The organism is Arthrobacter sp. fls2-241-R2A-172 (assembly GCF_030208885.1).
Taxonomy (GTDB): Bacteria; Actinomycetota; Actinomycetes; order Actinomycetales; family Micrococcaceae; genus Arthrobacter.
Map to the genome: position 1 here is coordinate 217,405 of NZ_JARVTB010000002.1, position 16,008 is coordinate 233,412.

Below are 16,008 nucleotides of genomic sequence, written 5' to 3' on the forward strand. Positions count from 1 at the left end.
TGTGTTTTGTGCCTTAGCTTTCGAGTGCGCTGGCCTGGCCGGCAAGCGCAGCGACGACGTCCTGGAGCTGCGCTACACCTGCGGCGCGCTCGGTGAGGTGCAGGCGCAGCACAGGACGGCCGTGTCCTTCAAGGACCTGGGCGTCACCCGATGCCTGCGCGGCGATGAGCTGCCCGAACGTGAACGGGCGCTCCGGGATTTCGAGATCGGTGGAAGCGGCGGCAGTGACCTGCAGGAAAACGCCGATGGCCGGTCCGCCCTTGTGGAACTGGCCGGTGGAATGAAGGAACCGGGGACCCCAGCCAAACGTGACCGGGCGGCCGCTCGCAGCGGCAAGCTCATCCCGGATCCCCTCAAGGGGGGCGTAGGAAATGCGATCCAGGTACGCCTGGACGCTCAGGTAGCCGTCCGCGCCGAGCTGGTCGAGGAGCGCCTGCACGGCTTCGGCCACGGTCGCAGCAGAACCGAGCCAGTCACCACCGCGCACTTCCACCACACCGTCCGTGAAAGCGGCCGGTGTGGGCTCCGGGCGTGCATCAAGCAGGCCGCGGGCGGCCACTTTGGCGGCTTCGACGTCGGGCTGGTCAAAGGGGTTGATGCCCAAAAGACGGCCCGCGACCGCGGTGGCAAACTCCCAGACGAACATCTGGGTAGGCAGTCCGCCGGCGATTGCAACCTCGTTTTCGCGAAGTTCGACGTCGGCGTCGGCACCTACCAGCCGAACCACCAGGACATCCTCGGCTCCGTTGAGGGCCTCCGGGGATTCAGGACCGGCCACGACCGGCAGGAGGCCGGTTCCCAGCTTGCCCGTGGATTCCGCAATGAGCTGTTCAGCCCAGTCGGCAAAGCCAACAATGCCGGAGCCGTCCTCTGCAATGACGATCTTGTTGCGAAGGGGGTTGGTGCCGCCCAGGGCGCTGCCCAAAGCCAGGCCGATGTTGTCTGCCGAGTCCTCGTTGAGGATCTCGGCCGCTTCCTCGGCTTCATCCAGGAACGCCTGGATGTCCACTCCGGCAAGGCCACAAGGAACCAAGCCAAAAGCAGTGAGTGCAGAGAACCGGCCGCCAACGTTGGGATCGGCGTTGAACACCGCCCGGTAGCCTGCCTCGCGGGATGCCTTGTCCAAGGGGGAACCAGGATCGGTGACGATGACGATGCGACTCTTGGCATCGATACCGGCGTCTGTGAACGCCTTCTCGAATACGCGCCGCTGCGAGTCGGTTTCCACGGTGGAGCCCGACTTGGAGGAAACGACGATGGCCGTTTCCTCCAGCCGGTCAGCCAGGGCAGCACCTACCTGTTCGGGGTCGGTGCTGTCCAGCACGGTCAGCTCGACGCCGGCGGTGCCGGCAATAACCTCGGGAGCCAAGGACGAGCCACCCATGCCACAGAGGACAATGCGTGAGACTCCTTCGGCACGGAGGGAATCACGAAGTTCCAGGATGTCCGCGACCAAGGCCTGGGACACTGTGGCGGCTTCTACCCAGCCGAGGCGGATCGCCGACTCGGACTCCGCATCAGGGCCCCACAGTGTGTGGTCCTTGGCGAAAATCCGCGTGGCGATCTTTTCCTCGACCAGGCCGTCGATGTGCTGGGCGATGGCCTGCTGGGCGGCACCGCTGGCGTCGTAGCTGATTGTGCTCATAGTGGGTTAGGAAGCCTTCCGTGCGGTGACGAGTGCGCCTTCGACGTCGGCGAGGAGTTCCTTCCAGGAGCCAACAAACTTCTCGAGGCCTTCGGTCTCCAGGAGGGTGACGACGTCGTTGTAGGAGACTCCCAGTGCTTCGAGGGCGTTGAGGGTCTCGTTCGCTTCGTCGTAGGTCCCCGTGATGGTGTCCCCGGTGACGACACCGTGGTCGAACGTGGCGTCGAGCGTTTTCTCCGGCATGGTGTTGACCACTCCGGCGGCAACGAGCTCGGTGACGTAAAGAGTGTCCGGGTACGCCGGGTCCTTTACGCCTGTGGACGCCCACAGCGGCCGCTGGGGCAGGGCCCCGGCCTCGGCCAGTACTGCCCAGCGCTCAGTGGAGAAGAGCTCTTCGTAGACCTGGTAGGCCAAGCGTGCGTTGGCTACGCCTGCCTTGCCCTTGAGTGCCTTGGCCTCTTCGGTGCCAATGGCGTCGAGGCGCTTGTCGATCTCGGAGTCAACGCGGGAGACGAAGAAGGAAGCCACGGAGTGGATCTTGGAGAGGTCGTGGCCGTTCTCCTTGGCCTGCTCCAGGCCGGACTGGAAAGCGTTGATGACGGCGCGGTAGCGCTCCAGGGAGAAGATCAGGGTCACGTTGACGCTGATTCCCTCGGCCAAGGTTGCCGTGATGGCTTCCAGGCCTTCCAGTGTTGCCGGGATCTTGATGTGGACGTTGTCCTTGTTGACCTTGGCGTAGAGGTTCTTGGCTTCAGCGATGGTTCCCTCGGTGTCCCAGGCGAGGCGGGGATCCACCTCGATGGAGACCCGGCCATCGACACCGTTGGTGGCAGCGGCGATCGGTGCGAACAGATCGCAGGCGTCCGCAACATCCGTTGTGGTGATTTCGAAGATGGTCTCTTCGACGCTGGCGCCGGCAGCGGCCTTGGCGGCGATGGTGGCGTCGTAGTCGGTACCGGCGGTGATGGCGGCGTGGAAGATGGACGGGTTGGTTGTCACGCCAACCACGTTCTTCTCGTCGATCAACTTCTGCAGGGTGCCGGTCTCAAGGCGTGTACGGGAGAGGTCATCGAGCCAGATCGAAACGCCGGCGTCGGAGAGTTGCTGGGTGGGAGTAGTAGACATGTGTATTTCTCCTGTTTTGGGGTTCAGACTGTTACGCGTTGGTGTCCGCGAGGGAGTCTTTGGCTGCGGCGGCAACGGCTTCGGCGGTGATGCCGAACTCGTTGAAGAGCCGCTTGTAGTCGGCGGAGGCGCCGAAGTGTTCCAGGGAGATGGAACGGCCGGCGTCGCCGACGAATTCCTTCCAACCCAGGGCCAGGCCGGCCTCAACGGAAACGCGGGCCTTTACGGACGCGGGAAGGACAGACTCGCGGTAGGCCTCGTCCTGCTTGTTGAACCATTCAACGCAGGGCATGGAAACCACGCGGGCAGCGATGCCTTCGGCCTGGAGGGCTTCGCGGGCAGCGACCGCGAGCTGGACCTCTGAACCGGTGCCGATCAGGATCACCTGCGGGTCGACCGTCTCGCCGTCCTTGGAGGCTTCGGCCAGGACGTAGCCACCCTTGGCAACACCTGCGGTGGAACCGAAGGTGTCACCGGCAGCCTCGCCTTCGCCGCGGGCGTAGGTGGGGATGTTCTGGCGGGTGAGCACGATGCCGGCAGGGTTTTCGTGGTTCTCCAGCATGGCCTTCCATGCGGCAGAGACCTCGTTGGCGTCGCCGGGGCGGACAACGTCCAGGCCCGGGATGGCGCGCAGTGACGCGAGCTGCTCGACAGGCTGGTGGGTAGGTCCGTCTTCGCCCAGGCCGATGGAATCGTGGGTCCAGACGTACAGGGACGGAACACCCATGAGTGCGCCGAGGCGGATGGCCGGGCGCTGGTAGTCGCTGAAGATCAGGAACGTGCCGGAGAATGCCCGGGTGCGGCCGTGCAGGGAGATACCGTTCACGATCGACGCGGCAGCGTGCTCACGGATACCGAAGTGCAGGACACGTCCGTACGGGTTGCCCTTCCAGGCGTCCGTGGAACGCGACGTCGGGATGAACGACGGCGAATCTTCGATCGTGGTGTTGTTGGACTCGGCGAGGTCGGCGGAGCCGCCCCAGAGTTCGGGAAGGACCGGGCCAATGGCGTTCAGGACCTTGCCGGAGGCGGCACGGGTGGATACATCCTTGCCGGCTTCGAACACCGGAAGTGCGGCGTCAATGCCAACGGGAAGCTTCTTGGCTTCAACGCGCTCAAGCAGGGCAGCAGCGTCCGGGTTGGCGGCCTGCCATGCCTCGAACGAGGTCTGCCAGGCAGCACGCGACTCAGCGCCGCGGTCCAGGACCTTGCGGGCGTGGGCCAGGACTTCTTCGTCAACGTCGAAGGACTTGGCCGGGTCGAAACCGAGCACCGTCTTGAGCGCTGCGACTTCCTCGGCGCCCAGTGCGGAGCCGTGGATCTTGCCGGTGTTCTGCTTCTTCGGGGCCGGGTAGCCGATGATGGTGCGCAGCGAAATGATGGACGGCTTGTTCGTTTCAGCCTTCGCAGCCTGCAGGGCCGAGTACAGTTCCTGGACGTCTTCGACGTAGTCGCCGGTCTTGGTCCAGTCCACGCGCTGGGTGTGCCAGCCGTAGGCTTCGTAGCGCTTGAGGACGTCCTCTGTGAACGCGATGTCGGTGTCGTCTTCGATGGAGATGTGGTTCTCGTCGTAGATCACTACGAGGTTGCCCAGTTCCTGGTGCCCGGCCAGCGAGGACGCCTCGGACGTGACACCTTCCTGCAGGTCGCCGTCGGATGCGATCACCCAGATGGTGTGGTCGAACGGCGATTCGCCGGCGGGAGCATCGGCGTCGAACAGGCCGCGCTGGCGGCGCTGCGAGTAAGCGAACCCAACGGCGGATGCGAGGCCCTGGCCGAGCGGGCCAGTGGTGATCTCCACACCGGCGGTGTGCTTGTACTCGGGGTGGCCCGGGGTCAGCGAACCCCAGGTACGCAGTGCCTCAAGGTCCTTCAACTCCAAGCCATAGCCGGAGAGGAAAAGCTGGATGTAGAGCGTCAGCGATGTGTGGCCGGGGGACAGGACGAAACGGTCACGGCCGATCCAGTCCGGGTTCTTCGGGTCGTGGCGCATCAGCTTCTGGAACAGCAGGTACGCTGCCGGAGCCAAGCTCATTGCCGTACCAGGGTGGCCATTGCCGACCTTCTCCACGGCGTCGGCGGCCAACACGCGAACGGTGTCAACAGCCTTCTTGTCCAGATCGGTCCATGACAGTTCTTGCTCTTCCAAATGTGGCACGAAAACCGAGCCCCTCTCTGTGCTGACGGCAGGCGTACGGACAGCACGCAGGAAGCACAGGATGGCGCCCGCTGCAATGTGTCTACCAGCCGTTCACCATTGAAACGTTGATCTCTCATCCAGACGCACGGATATCCGAGAATACGGTTTCCCGGATGCTCAACGTGTGCTGATCTGCTCACCAGCTTAGCCCCAAACGTGTCATGGAACTCAGGGAATCCCAATAACTGGACAGAAATTCCCTTATATGAATCACGATGGCCCGGCGCGGGAGTGAAGATTCGGAAACATTGACGAATTTTGCGGACATTGGGCCACTTCCGGCCACGGTATGATATTTGGAGGCCACCAGCGGTTCATGCGCCCGTGTTTGCTTTCGAAAACCGGGACGGCAGCCGCTGCGAGAACCCCAGAGCATAGAACAGAGTGACTGCCGCCGTGAGCACAACTGATACGCCCGTCAACGCGTCCCCGGCCCGGGGAAGCATTGGAATGTCCCGTAAATTCAAGGCGTATCTGGCTCTGACCAAACCCCGTGTCATCGAACTCCTGCTGGTCAGCACGCTGCCCACCATGATCTTTGCGCAGCGGGGATTCCCTTCCATCGGGCTGATTCTGGCAACTTTGGTCGGTGGCGCATTCGCTGCCGGCAGTGCGGGCGTTTTCAACTGCTACATCGACCGCGACATTGACAAACTGATGCACCGCACGGAGAAGCGTCCGCTGGTTACCGGTGAAGTGACTCCGCGGGAAGCACTGGTCTTCGCCTGGATCCTTGGTGCCGCTTCCATCGCGATCCTTTGGTTCGGCGCGAATCCGTTGTCCGCATGGCTTGGCCTGGGGGCAATTGTCTTCTACGTGGTGATCTACACCATGATCCTCAAGCGCCGAACAGCCCAGAACATCGTGTGGGGCGGCGCCGCCGGTTGCTTCCCGGTCCTTATCGCCTGGGCCGCTGTGACCAACACCGTTGAGTGGCCGGCGATTGTCCTCTTCATGGTGATTTTCCTCTGGACGCCTCCGCACTACTGGCCGTTGTCCATGCGCTACGGCGAGGATTACCGCAACGCCAACGTACCCATGCTCGGAGCAATCGCCGGAGCCAAAGTGGTTTCGGTGCAGGTCGTCCTCTATGCCTGGGCCATGGTTGCCTGCTCGCTCCTCATGGTTCCTGTTGGCGGTGCCGGCTGGGTTTACACCATCGTCGCGGTTGCTGCCGGCGCCTGGTTCCTCTACGAGAGCCACGCCCTCTACAAGCGTGCACAGGGCGGCGACGTCTCCAACAAGGGCGCCATGAAGGTCTTCCACGGCTCCATCAGCTACCTGACACTGCTGTTCATCGCGCTGGCAGTCGATCCCTTCATTGGTTCACCGCTTATCGGCGGCTAAGCCGACTCTGCCCGCACCACCTACACGGCTTCCTTCAGCACCTAGTTCAGGGCTCCAAGCACTCATTTTCTGCGCAAACAACACCTAGTTGGGTTGGATGGCGACTAGGTGTCGCAATACACCCCCTACCGTTCGAAGCGGAACAAAGCTGTTCCATTTCCGACGAAGACTTGGGGAAGCGATGAAGAAGCTATTGCGTACTGCCGGAGTGATGACCATTGCAGGGGCTTCGGTCCTGACGGGCGTTTCCGCCGCCCAGGCCGCACCGGCTTGCTCCACGGCAAGGGTCTGCCTCTACGACGACTATTGGTTTACGGGAACGCAGCGAACCTTCGGCTGGGTGACCTCCAACGTCGGAACGGCAGCCAACGACAAGGCAAGTTCCCTGGTGGTAGGGCCAGCGGCCGATCCGGCTTCTCCGTATGTCTATTTCTACGTTGATGACAACTTCTCGGGATACAGCATCATCTTCCGGGGCGGGAACGCCATGAACGACCTGAGGGGCAGTGCCATGGTGGCCGGCAGGAACTGGGACGACGAAATCACGAGTGTCTGGGGCTGACCGATTGCGCAATGCAACGACCCTGCCTCAAGCCGTATGCGGCGCTGTGACGATGCTGGTGGTTTCAGGCATCGTCACAGCCTGTTCGCCCGTGGACCACGTCCCGCCCGCGCCAACGTCAACGCCGAGCCTTCCTGTTGTGAATCGCGCAGCAGGAGCAGGTGCGCGGGCGGTCCTCAATGACGCCACTGGAGAGGTAGCGCTCCCGATGAGTGCCTACTGGTACTCCGACCGGGAGAATATCCTGGTCAATTCCGCGGTGGCATTCCTTGTCTACGACTGCGTCGAGCACGCCGGATACACCGTGGCACCATGGGGCGGCGACGGGAAAGGACTTCAAGACCGCCGTTACGGGCAGTGGTCCAAGATGCTGGCCGCTAAGAACGGTCAAAAGCCCGAGATCCGTAAGATCCCCGGCGTGATGCCGGAACAGCCGGCCAGACCTGCCTTGAGCCCGGAGCATCAGCGGGCAGAAACCACGTGCATGAACGCTGTAGGACGGGCCGGGTTTCCGGAGCTCCTTGAGGGGCTGGCCGGTGACCTGTCTGTCCAGCAACAGATAACTCAAAATGCTGTCGGGCTCACAGAGCGTGATGCTGAGTACGTCGAATATCGCGAGGCCTGGCAGCGATGCCTCGCCTCGAAAGGATTGAAGCTCAGGGCCGGTGATACCTGGACCGTCGAGTCGAGCGGGTTAACGGAGGATGAAATCCGCGTTGCACTGCTTGACGTTGAATGCAAGGAATCCAGCGGGGGCGCACGCAAGCCGTACGACATCTTTGCGCAGTACCAGGCAGCCCAAATGAAGGATCACCAGGCAGAACTGAACGCTTTGGCGGAACAAAAGAGCGCTGCGGTGGAGAGGGCCAGGCAAGTCCTCCGCGATCATGGCGTGGCTGATGCCCGACTCTGAGACGGCACTCAGCCGCCGTGCCATGACGCGCGTGCCACGATGGTGGTTGCTTCTGTCCTGTGTCGCGCTGGTGGTCGCAGGCTTGGTCGCAGCTTACTGGGCCGGATCGGCTGCAGCGGCGTCCGCGGGGCCACACTACGAGCCCCCTGCGGAGATTCCCGTCTCTGCAACTGTCCAGAAGCGGGCGGTGAACCAGCAGGCCATCCTTACCGGCAGGGTGGTCGCCGGGGCAACGTCCGCTGTCCGGGCCAGCCTGCCTGAGGGTACAGACAGGCTGATTCTCACATCAACGCCGAAAGCCGCAGGGGACAGCGTAGCTCCCGGGGAACTGCTCGCCGTCGTATCCGGCCGCCCGCTCCTGATGATCCAGGCCAGCGTGCCGCTATACCGCGACATCAAGCCCGGCGATGCGGGCATTGACGTCCAAGCGCTGCAGCGGGCCTTGGTCGGGCTCGGTCTTGATGTGAAAATCAGTGGCATCTTTGATCAGCCCACGCAAAGCGCCTTGAAGACCTGGTACGGCAACGCAGGCTTCGAGGCCCCTTCACCGCTGGAATCTGTTTCCGCGGCCACGAACGGCGGCGGCAAATCCTTGGAAGCTTCGACCGTCATGTTTTCCTGGCGGGAATTTGTGCAGGTTCCTGGTGACACAGGCAGGATCGCCTCCATGGCCGCCGTCGGAACGCTACTGCCGGAGGATGGTGTCGTGGCCCATATTGCCATTGCTGAGGACACGATCGTGGCGAGGGCGAATCTTCTTCAAGCCAAGGATTTCGCAGTGGGCGCGCCGGCCACCGTCAGGGCAGGCTCCGCAAGCATGGATTCCTCGGTAGCCGCGGTCAGTGCCTTCGTAGAAGGAGATGAGAGCAAGAACGAAGTCCCGGGAGTGGACATCACCCTGCCCATACCCGCCGGAGCCCAGGGACTCAGTCCTGAACAGTCTGTGACCGTGACCTCGGGAAGTGTTCCTCCTGAATCGCTGGCGGTACCGCTTATCGCGATCCGACAGGAGAACGGCATAGCATACGTCCAGCTCAGCGGCCCTGATGGCCCACGCCGGATCGACGTGACCGTTACGGCACAAGCCGACGGTTGGGCCGCCATAGACGACGGCGGCGGCCTCGCCGTGGGAGATTCGGTCCTGCTGCCATGAGCGAAGGAGAACATCAGCTACAGCCGCACGACGGAAGGCCGCTCCTTTCCCTGCGAAATGTGGGCCGTGCATTCCCGGGCGCCAAAGTCCTGCAGGAGGTGGACCTCGATGTCCACCCAGGTGAATTCCTTGCGATCGTGGGCCCATCGGGTTCCGGAAAATCCACGCTCCTGAACATCCTTGGACTCCTTGATACCCCCAGTTCAGGCACCTATCTCCTCCACGGCGAGGACATTGCAGCAGTCCGGACCAAGCAGCGGGCCGAGCTGCGGGGGAGAGTCTTTGGTTTCGTCTTCCAGGAGTCGAACATGGTGGGCCGGGACTCAACGGCCCGTAACGCAGTACTTGGACTCAGGGCGCGGGGCATTGCTCCGAAGACACAGGCACAGCTGCTGGTGCCGGCCTTGCGCAGGTTCGGGTTGGAGCGCCGCAGGAACACACCGGCTTCCATGCTCTCCGGGGGCGAACGTCAACGCCTTGCCATGGCGAGGGCCGTCATTGGAGCTCCCGAGGTGGTGTTGGCTGATGAACCCACGGGCAGCCTCGACTCTGCCAATGGGCAGATCGTTGTGGACCACCTCCGAGAGCTTCATCGGTGCGGCACGACCGTCATCCTGGTCACGCACGATCCGGGCCTTGCTGCCTCGGCGGACAGGATCGTGACCATGCAGGATGGCTGGATCGTCGGTGATACCGGCAGTTGCGAACCAGCAAGGACCGCTGCAGGCACGGATCCTGCCCCGGCCGGCCACCGGCCCGGTCTGGTGAGGCGCCGTCGTCATGAAATCGTCGACCTTACGGCGGATGCACTCTCAGCGCTGACACTTCGCCCTGCCAAAGCCCTCCTCCTGGTTCTGGCGTTCCTGTTGGGAAGTGGTGGTCTTGGGGCGGCCGTAGGACTCAGTGAAAGCGCCGCCATCAAGGTTTCGACCCGCCTGGACGTCGAAGCCCACGACGAGGTCAAAGTCTCCAGGAAAACCGGGTATTCATCTTGGGAAGCTGTGCGGAGCGACGTGTCGTCGGTGCTGGCGTTGCCGGGGGTGGTTGACGCTGGTGTGGTGGCAGACCTTCCAGCCAGCGAGGTGCAGCCATCGACGTTCCGTCCGGGGTCCCTGCCGGCACCGGGTGCTTTCAACGGTGCCGTCCGTGTGGCGGATTCCGCCTATCTGCGGACACAAGGAGTAGCTGTCCGGTACGGTGACACAGCGTTGCTTGACCAATCGTTCGGAAGGCCCGTGGCCCTCATTGGCCTGGATGCTGCCCGTCAACTGGGCGTCGGAAGGCCAGGACCCGGCGTCGTGCTCTGGCTGTATGGCCAACCCGTGCCCGTGGTGGGACTCATCGAAGAACCGGGCCGCGATCCTGTGCTCTCGGGTGCCGTGGTGGTGGGCGTTGGTTCCTACCCGATGACGTCGAAAATGGCAGCGCAGGTGGTGGTGCGTACCCAGCCCGGAGCGCCTGCTGCCATAGCTGAAGCGCTGCCGAAAGTCCTGGATCCCGCAGCGACAGATACTGTCGAAGTACAGACCGTGGCCGACCTGAGGGACCTCAAGCACGGCATCAACACGGACCTCGGACGACTGGTGGCGATAGTTTCGGTGATCCTGCTTGCCATCGCCAGCCTCAGCGCAGGAACAACGATGTACGTGGGCGTTCTTGCAAGGTCGGCCGAGATTGCCCTCAGGCTCGCCCTGGGGATGCGGAGAAGCACCGTAGCGGCCATGTTCCTGGTGGAGGGGGCAGTAGTGGGCGTCCTCGGGGGTGCTGCAGGGGCAACCGTTGGTATCTTCGCGGCGTTGGCCTATGCCTCCAGCGAAGGTTGGGTGCCGATCCTCCCCGATTACACGGCAAGTTGGGGAATCCTGGCCGGACTGCTCAGCGGGATTCTCTCTGCGGTCTACCCTGCAGTGATCGCCTCACGGGCCAACCCGGCCCAATTGATCCGAAGCTAGCGCACCGGGCTGGACGTCGCAATGTCGGCAGCATTGGTGGCGGCGCTCATCAGGACGGCCGCACCGAACATGTGCGCACCCACAAGCAGGGCCGGAATACCGTTGTAGTACTGCGTGAAGCCGATCACGGCCTGGAGCAGTGTCACCCCGAGCAGCAAGTACGCTGCAGTGCGGAAAAGCCCCGGTATGCGGTGGCGGATTACCAGGTAGATGGCGAAGAGGGTGCCGCCGGTAATGAGGTATGCAGGCACGGCGTGGATATGCGAGAAAAGATCCCAGTCAAGGTCGTTGCGTGGCGCGTCTGCGTCGCCGGCGTGCGGCCCGGCACCTGTGACCACGACGCCCAGCATGACGGAGAGAGCAGAGAACACAGCAACGGCAAGCATGAGCGGACGGGCCACGCTTGGCAGCGCCGGCAAGGTGCGGTTCATGAAACGGCCCGTCCGGCCGTAGGCCCGGTTCACCAGGAGTGTCGCAAAGACAACCAGTGCCATGGACACCAGGAAGTGCAGACCCACCACCCAGGGGTTAAGCCCGGAAAGGACAGTGACTCCGCCGATGATGGCCTGCGCCGGGATGCTTGCCAGCAGGCCCAACGCCAAAAGGAAGAGATCGCGCCGTTCCTTGCGGAGGTTCCACAAGTACACCAACATGAGCGCGGCGACGGCCGCGAGGGCGAATGTCAGGAGTCGGTTGCCGAACTCGATGAATCCGTGAACTCCCATTTCAGGAGTGTTCACCAGCGAGTCGCTGGTGCACCGCGGCCATGTGGGGCAACCCAGGCCGGAGGCAGTGAGGCGGACAGCGCCGCCGGTGACAACCAGGACGGTCTGCCCGATAAGCGAGAACAGGGCCAGACGGCGGACAGTCGTGTTGACCTCGGTCGGCAACTTGGACGTCAGGCGCTGGACGGTTTTCGGAAGGCGCGAAGCCGTGCTCACAGTTTTCTCACTTCTCAGTTCTGCTTGGTTGGTTGATTCCGGGCCGGGTCAGTTCCACTTGAACCAGCGGATGGCGGCGGCACCGGCCAGTACCGTCCACAGGAGGAGGACCAGGACGGCGGGCAGGGCGACGGTACCGTGCAGGAACGCTTCCCGCATGGCCTCGCCCAACGCTCCGGATGGAAGGTAATGCACAATGCTCTGCACCAGGGCGGGGAGGCGCTGGGCCGGTACAACGATTCCACCCAGGGCGCCGAAGAGTATCCACACCAGGTTGGTGATGGCCAGGGTAGCCTCGGGGCGAACTGTGCCGGCCACCAGCAGACCCAATGCAGTGAAGGACGCAGCGCCAAGCACCAGCAAGCCAAGTCCAGGAAGCCAGGCTTCGGGCCTGGGCTGCCATCCCAGCAAGCCCGCAACGGCCCCCACCACCAGGACCTGGAGTACCAGGACCACCAGGACTGCCAGGACCTTTCCGGCAATCAACCCGGTTCGGCCGAGGGGAGTGGTGGACAGGAAACGGAGGACGCCGTACCGGCGGTCAAAGCCCGTTGCGATGCCCTGGCCGGTGAAGGCCGTGGACATGGCGCATAGGGCCAGGATTCCTGGAGTGGCAACATCTACCCGGGAACCGCCAAGGCCGTCGAGCAAGGGGGTAACAACCAGTCCTACCAGCGCCATCAGCGGCAGGACGATCGCGAGGATCAGTTGCTCGCCATTGCGGAGCATGGTGATGGTTTCGTAGCGCCCTTGCTGCATGATCCTGCGGGGCAACGACGCCGGCCCGGCGTTGGGTGTAAGCAGTTTGCTCATCGGACGTCCCTTCCGGAGATGTCAAGGAACACGTCTTCCAGGCTACGGGCTTCCAAGCGCAGCGAGGCAGGCATGATGTTCCGCTCTGCCCACCAGGCCGTCAAGGCAGCGAGGTCCTTGGGAGTAAGTTCGCCGGTTACCGAGTAACTGCCTGCCCGGCTCTCGCTGACTAGCAACGCCCCGCCAAGGACGCCTGTGAAGTCCAGGCCGGCGGGAGCGTCGAAGTACAGGGTCCGCTCAGCAATGCTGGCCTCAGTGCCGTGGTCGTGCCGGAGGAGATCGGCAACAGTACCCTCCACGACGTTATGGCCGCCGTCGATGATGTAGACATAATCCGCAAGGCGTTCGGCGTCGTCCATGAGGTGCGTCGTCAGGACGATCCCCATACCGGCGTCGCGAAGTTCCGCAATCAGGTCGAAGACCACCTGCCGCGACTGCGGATCCAGACCCGCGCTTGGCTCATCCAGGAACAGGATCTCCGGATTTCCCACCAAAGCCGCTGCCAACGCCAGTCGCTGCTTTTGGCCGCCGGAGAGCCGACGCACGGTGGTGCGGCTGAACTGGTCGATTCCGAGGCGCTGCACCAGCGCGTCGATATCCATGGGGTTTTGGTACATGCCGGCAATGTGCCGGAGCAACGCGATGGGACGGGCCGACGGCGGCAGGCCACCATCCTGGAGCATCACGCCTACGCGGGACCTCAGCTGGGCCCCCGCTGTATCCGGGTCCTCACCGAGCAGGGAAATACTGCCACCGGTCCGCCTCTGCAGGCCCTGGGCACACTCAAGCGTGGTGGTCTTGCCGGCACCATTGGCCCCAAGCAGGGCAGTCACCTGACCGCGCTCAGCCACCAGGGACAGCCCGCTGACTACCCGGAGCATCTTGCCGTCAAGGGAGGCCAGGGGGCCTACATCCTTAATTAGTCCGTCTATGGCGAGGACAGGGGAATCGGGTGATCGCACCAGAGTATTCTACGGGAAGTAGTACGGTCACACTTGGCGGGCAGGCGTAGGTCAGTCTTGCCTTACTGGATGCATGAAACAAATTACGACATGATTGTTTTGTGTATTCCATGAGCAGTCCAGTTTCCATGCCCCTAAAGCGGCATGCTGCAGCAGCAGGGGCACCCGTTGCCGCGCCTGCGTTGCCGGACGCGGATGACCGCACCCGTGACCGTGTCCTCAGCGCCGTGCTTGAGAACGGACCCGTGAGTGCCGCCGAGCTCGGCGACCTCCTCGGTTTTACCCCCGCCGCTGTTCGCAGGCACCTTGACCACTTGGAACGCTCCGGCGTCATCGAGGTCAAGCGGGTAGCGAAGGCCGGGTCCGGCGCCGGCCGCCCCGCACGCCGGTACGTGCTCAGCTCCCAAGGACAGTCCAAGCTCGGCGACGACTACCTGAACATCGCCAGTTCCGCGCTCCGGCGCCTCCAGGAGCTGGCCGGTGAAGACGCGGTCCGCGAGTACGCAGAAGAGCGCTTCTCGGATATGGAACGCCGGTACGCCCCGGAAGTGGAAGCAGCAGGGGACGACATCACAGCCCGGGCCCTGGCTTTGTCAACGGCCCTGAGCCGCGACGGATTTGTTGCCTCAGCACATTCCATCGAAGCCAAGGCACCCCTGCCGGCGGCATTGTCCAGCGTGCAACTCTGCCAGGGACATTGCCCAATCCAGCGCCTCGCTGCTGAATTCCCCGTTTTTTGCGACACCGAAACCAAGGTCTTTTCCCGTCTGGTCGGCGTCGACGTCCGGCGGCTGTCTACGCTCGCGCAGGGCGGACATGTTTGCACTACCCACATACCTACCGGGCGCTTGGCTGCCACGGTGCCTACAGGTGCCGAAGAGCAGTCCGTGAGTCCGTACCAGGAATCAAACAACCAGCAAGAAAGGCCGTGATGACGGACCAAATAGCAGAGAAAGCGGTAGCCGACGGCACTGTGATCTCGGAGATTCTGGAGAAGAATCCCGAACTGCACGGTATCGGAAACTACGAGTACGGCTGGGCCGACAAGAACGACGTAGGCGCCAACGCCCGTCGTGGCCTCAACGAGGAGGTCGTCCGCGACATCTCCTCGAAGAAGAACGAGCCCGAATGGATGCTCGATCTGCGCCTTAAAGGCCTGAAGTACTTCGACCGTAAGCCCATGCCCACCTGGGGTGCAGACCTCTCCGGCATCGACTTCGACAACATCAAGTACTTTGTGCGTTCCACCGAGAAGCAGGCGGCAACGTGGGAAGACCTTCCGGAAGACATCCGGAACACCTACGAGAAGCTCGGCATCCCCGAAGCTGAGCGCAGCCGCTTGGTATCCGGTGTCGCGGCACAGTACGAATCCGAGGTCGTGTACCACCAGATCCGTGAGGACCTGGAAGCCCAGGGCGTCATCTTCCTGGACACCGACACCGCGCTGCGCGAGCACCCGGAGATCTTCCAGGAGTACTTCGGAACCATCATCCCCGTGGGCGACAACAAGTTCGCTTCGCTTAACACGGCCGTGTGGTCCGGCGGTTCCTTCGTGTACGTGCCCAAGGGCGTTCACGTGGACATCCCGCTGCAGGCCTACTTCCGCATCAACACGGAAAACATGGGCCAGTTCGAGCGCACGCTCATCATCGCCGATGAAGACTCCTACGTTCACTACATCGAAGGTTGCACGGCGCCGATCTATACCTCGGATTCCCTGCACTCGGCTGTCGTGGAGATCATCGTGAAGAAGGGCGCCCGCGTCCGCTACACGACCATCCAGAACTGGTCCACCAACGTGTACAACCTGGTCACCAAGCGCGCCATCTGCGAAGAGGGCGCCACCATGGAGTGGATCGATGGCAACATCGGTTCCAAGGTGACCATGAAGTACCCGGCCGTCTACCTCGTTGGCGAGCACGCCAAGGGTGAGACGCTGTCGATCGCCTTCGCAGGCGAGGGCCAGCACCAGGACACCGGGTCCAAGATGGTTCACATCGCTCCGAACACCAAGAGCTCCATCATTTCCAAGTCCGTGGCCCGCGGTGGCGGCCGTGCAGCTTACCGCGGCCTGGTCCAGGTCCGCGAGGGCGCCAAGCACTCGGCCAACACGGTCCGTTGCGATGCCCTCCTGGTGGACACGATTTCCCGCTCGGATACGTACCCGTACATCGACATCCGCGAGGATGACGTTGTCATGGGCCACGAGGCCACCGTTTCCCGCGTCAGCGAAGAGCAGCTCTTCTATCTGATGTCCCGCGGCATGCCCGAAGACGAGGCCATGGCCATGATCGTGCGCGGCTTTATTGAGCCGATCGCCCGTGAACTCCCCATGGAGTACGCCCTTGAGCTGAACCGCTTGATTGAACTGCAGATGGAAGGGTCCGTCGGTTAA

13 protein-coding genes are annotated in these 16,008 nt (G+C 63.0%); 7 read left to right on the top strand and 6 right to left on the bottom strand.

Annotated features, from left to right (window positions below; genetic code table 11):
- Positions 1 to 13: 13 nt before the first annotated feature.
- Genes QRM57_RS03865 through tkt form a run of 3 tightly spaced genes read right to left on the bottom strand, consistent with a single transcriptional unit; the run spans position 14 to position 4,919 of the window.
- Positions 14 to 1,645 (bottom strand): glucose-6-phosphate isomerase, encoded by a 1,632-nt coding sequence (locus QRM57_RS03865; RefSeq protein WP_257368140.1) that lies wholly within the window; start codon positions 1,643 to 1,645, stop codon positions 14 to 16.
- Positions 1,646 to 1,651: 6 nt separating this feature from the next.
- The gene (tal, locus tag QRM57_RS03870; protein WP_235521735.1) at positions 1,652 to 2,770 is read right to left on the bottom strand and encodes a transaldolase; all 1,119 of its coding nucleotides are present in this window, start codon (positions 2,768 to 2,770) and stop codon (positions 1,652 to 1,654) included.
- A 31-nt stretch (positions 2,771 to 2,801) separates the two neighbouring features.
- A complete protein-coding gene (tkt, locus tag QRM57_RS03875) occupies positions 2,802 to 4,919 on the bottom strand; it encodes a transketolase (protein ID WP_257368433.1) in 2,118 nt (705 codons plus the stop codon).
- Positions 4,920 to 5,354: 435 nt separating this feature from the next.
- Here tkt and QRM57_RS03880 point away from each other — a divergent pair, with 435 nt between their 5' ends.
- From QRM57_RS03880 to QRM57_RS03900, 5 genes are all read left to right on the top strand, one after another.
- A complete protein-coding gene (locus QRM57_RS03880) occupies positions 5,355 to 6,317 on the top strand; it encodes a heme o synthase (RefSeq protein WP_257368138.1) in 963 nt (320 codons plus the stop codon).
- Between the two features lie 181 nt (positions 6,318 to 6,498).
- Entirely contained in the window at positions 6,499 to 6,879 is a 381-nt protein-coding gene (locus QRM57_RS03885; protein ID WP_284985655.1) for a peptidase inhibitor family I36 protein, read from the top strand.
- 139 nt (positions 6,880 to 7,018) lie between these two features.
- Positions 7,019 to 7,792 carry a hypothetical protein gene (locus tag QRM57_RS03890; protein WP_284985656.1) on the top strand — a complete coding sequence of 258 codons (774 nt, stop codon included), beginning with the start codon at positions 7,019 to 7,021 and terminating at the stop codon, positions 7,790 to 7,792.
- Entirely contained in the window at positions 7,779 to 8,945 is a 1,167-nt protein-coding gene (locus QRM57_RS03895) for an efflux RND transporter periplasmic adaptor subunit (RefSeq protein WP_284985657.1), read from the top strand. Before QRM57_RS03890 ends, QRM57_RS03895 begins: the two co-directional genes overlap by 14 nt.
- On the top strand, positions 8,942 to 10,897 hold the full coding sequence (locus tag QRM57_RS03900) for an ABC transporter ATP-binding protein/permease (protein WP_284985658.1): 1,956 nt from the start codon (positions 8,942 to 8,944) through the stop codon (positions 10,895 to 10,897). The genes QRM57_RS03895 and QRM57_RS03900 overlap by 4 nt, the downstream gene beginning before the upstream one ends.
- Here the strand turns inward: QRM57_RS03900 and QRM57_RS03905 are convergent.
- The 3 genes from QRM57_RS03905 to QRM57_RS03915 are packed head-to-tail and all read right to left on the bottom strand — an operon-like array spanning position 10,894 to position 13,613.
- Positions 10,894 to 11,838: a COX15/CtaA family protein gene (locus QRM57_RS03905; RefSeq protein ID WP_284985659.1), complete on the bottom strand. Its 945-nt coding sequence runs from the start codon at positions 11,836 to 11,838 to the stop codon at positions 10,894 to 10,896. The genes QRM57_RS03900 and QRM57_RS03905 overlap by 4 nt on opposite strands.
- A gap of 48 nt (positions 11,839 to 11,886) precedes the next feature.
- Entirely contained in the window at positions 11,887 to 12,651 is a 765-nt protein-coding gene (locus QRM57_RS03910) for an ABC transporter permease (protein ID WP_284985660.1), read from the bottom strand.
- Positions 12,648 to 13,613, bottom strand: a complete 966-nt coding sequence (locus QRM57_RS03915) for an ABC transporter ATP-binding protein (protein WP_284985661.1) — start codon at positions 13,611 to 13,613, stop codon at positions 12,648 to 12,650. The genes QRM57_RS03910 and QRM57_RS03915 overlap by 4 nt, the downstream gene beginning before the upstream one ends.
- A 110-nt stretch (positions 13,614 to 13,723) precedes the next feature.
- Here QRM57_RS03915 and QRM57_RS03920 point away from each other — a divergent pair, with 110 nt between their 5' ends.
- Together QRM57_RS03920 and sufB are read left to right on the top strand one after the other, a co-directional pair.
- Positions 13,724 to 14,545 (top strand): helix-turn-helix transcriptional regulator, encoded by an 822-nt coding sequence (locus QRM57_RS03920; RefSeq protein WP_257368130.1) that lies wholly within the window; start codon positions 13,724 to 13,726, stop codon positions 14,543 to 14,545.
- Complete coding sequence (gene sufB, locus QRM57_RS03925; protein WP_011774792.1) at positions 14,545 to 16,008, top strand: Fe-S cluster assembly protein SufB; 1,464 nt, start codon at positions 14,545 to 14,547, stop codon at positions 16,006 to 16,008. The genes QRM57_RS03920 and sufB overlap by 1 nt, the downstream gene beginning before the upstream one ends.